Origin of the sequence: Archangium sp., from assembly GCF_036389735.1 — a bacterium.
Classification (GTDB): Bacteria; Myxococcota; Myxococcia; order Myxococcales; family Myxococcaceae; genus Archangium.
Genome location: NZ_DASVWK010000569.1, coordinates 1 through 1781 on the forward strand (window position 1 = coordinate 1; position 1781 = coordinate 1781).

At 66.1% G+C, this 1781-nt stretch carries 3 protein-coding genes; 1 reads left to right on the plus strand and 2 read right to left on the minus strand.

Translation table 11 applies throughout. The annotated features are described in order from the left end of the window. Positions 1-585: 585 nt before the first annotated feature. Positions 586-855 (plus strand): DUF2381 family protein, encoded by a 270-nt coding sequence (locus tag VF794_RS19985; protein ID WP_414640929.1) that lies wholly within the window; start codon positions 586-588, stop codon positions 853-855. 29 nt (positions 856-884) lie between these two features. Here VF794_RS19985 and VF794_RS19990 read toward each other — a convergent pair whose 3' ends face one another. Next, a complete protein-coding gene (locus VF794_RS19990; RefSeq protein ID WP_331112752.1) occupies positions 885-1649 on the minus strand; it encodes a DUF5953 family protein in 765 nt (254 codons plus the stop codon). Position 1650: 1 nt separating this feature from the next. Continuing rightward, positions 1651-1781 (minus strand): DUF6310 domain-containing protein (locus VF794_RS19995; protein ID WP_331112756.1); only part of this gene is annotated, 131 nt, incomplete at its 5' end.

Consider the following 1781-nt stretch of genomic DNA (forward strand, 5'->3'; position numbering starts at 1 on the left):
GGTTCGAATCGTGAGCTTTTCGGCCTCATCCCTGGCCAGTGCTGGGGAAGCCATCAGGAAGAGAAGCAGGCCACACCTGAGAAGTGGGAAAGCGCGCATGGTGGGGCCAACGTAACAGGACGGGTGTGGGGCATCCAAGCCTCGCGCCCAGCCTGTAGGCTGCCGGTCATCGTCCCTGTTCGGGGAGCCCAAGAATCGCCGAAGCCAACGCGGCAAGCCCCGAGATTAGGAGCCCGCCAGCCGCACGCCGCCCGGGGCGGGGGATGGCCGAAGCCGGGAAGATGGGGCCATTGTGCCCCCAGTGAGCCCCTCCAGCGTGGTTTGCGGTGGTACACCGGGGAACAGCATGGGACGGGGCGGGATGACGAACCCAAGGAGAATCAAGGCGATAGCGGGTAACAGCGCATCCTGCTTGGGGTTTTCTATCGCCCTGCCCACGGGTTCGAATCCCGTCGGGGATACCCCAGGAGGGGGTGGAGGCCAGCGTGCGCACTGAGGGAGCAGCCAGCCAACGCACTGTGGCTCGTTGAAGCCCGGAGTTACAGCTACACGCCCACGGGCGAGACCCGCCCGGCAAGCGTGGCCGTGAGGCTGGGCCTCGTTAACCCCGGCGCGGAGCCCTGGACGCTGGCGGGGGCGGTGCTGGTGGACGCGACGGGGGAACAGGTGGAGCTTGCCCGGTGGCAAGAGGCACCCATTCCCGCGAATGGGGCGGGTGCCATCGTGGTGGGCATTGAAGGGGAGCGCGCGCAGCTCGGCTGCCCTTGTACCCTCAAGCTGTGGGAAGCACAGGGGCCCCGTACCGTCACCCTCGGGAACGTCACGTTCCCGGTGAGCCAGCAGGCGGCGCCCTGAACACGGCCACCGCGAGCCGTGCCCGAGCCTCAAGGGGTGGAGCGTCCGCCAATCTCCGGGAAGCGTTCGTAGGCCCGTTTAAGCGCGTCCAGGTGAGCGGGGTTGTCCAGGTCGAGCGGCGTAGCGGTGAGCTGCACGACCCACCCACCCGTCGCGGTACGCCGTGAGCGTGACAGCAGCTCCGCGTTGCGGGCCGGGTCCGGAAACCCGATGGCTTCTGCGGCAGCGGGCGACCAGTAGTTCAGCCACCCGAGGTGATGCGGAATCTCAGGTGAGCGCATGGCACCAGGGGACTTGATTACCGGCAGCCCTCGGGGTGGAGGCTCCAGGTCGTCTGGCCGATTCTTCGTCTGGCGCGCGATGTCCACCCCTGCGCTGAAGGGCGTTGCGTGCCCCCAGAACGCGCGAGCACCCTCCGCAATGGCTTCCAGCACCTCCGCTGCCGCTGCGATGCCGTCTACGGTCAGAGGCAACACTGCATGAATATCAAGCTGGGCTTGACCACCCGGCGAGCTGCCCGCCGGTAGTTCCAATCCAGTCACAGTGACCCGGAAGTCATCATCCCCGCTGCGGAGGAGCGGAAATCCACGCCCGTTTGACCTCCCTCGGGCGAGAAATGCCTCGCGCTGCGGCACTGGGATGCGCTTTCCCTCGCTGGAAATCGTCCAATCCAGGCGCAAGCCAGGGAGTGCGCGCTCCATTCCATGAACAACGGCCAAAGGGCGGCCATCATTGCCCACGAGTGCAGGCGCGTAAACGATCATGCCAAGTTGATTTTTTTGTGTAGCCGGCATCTCAGCACCACTCCATGACGACGATGAGTCCGTTAAGATCGCGGGCCGCGAACTCCAGCGCCTCCTTGTGCGCGGGGCTCCGCACGCCGACCCGGAAGTCAAATCCACAAGCCAGAGCGAGGGCGCGCTCAT

Excerpts from the sequence above, each read along its gene's own strand:
- VF794_RS19990 (WP_331112752.1), bottom strand. The coding sequence starts at position 1,649 with ATGCCGGCTACACAAAAAAATCAACTTGGCATGATCGTTTACGCGCCT.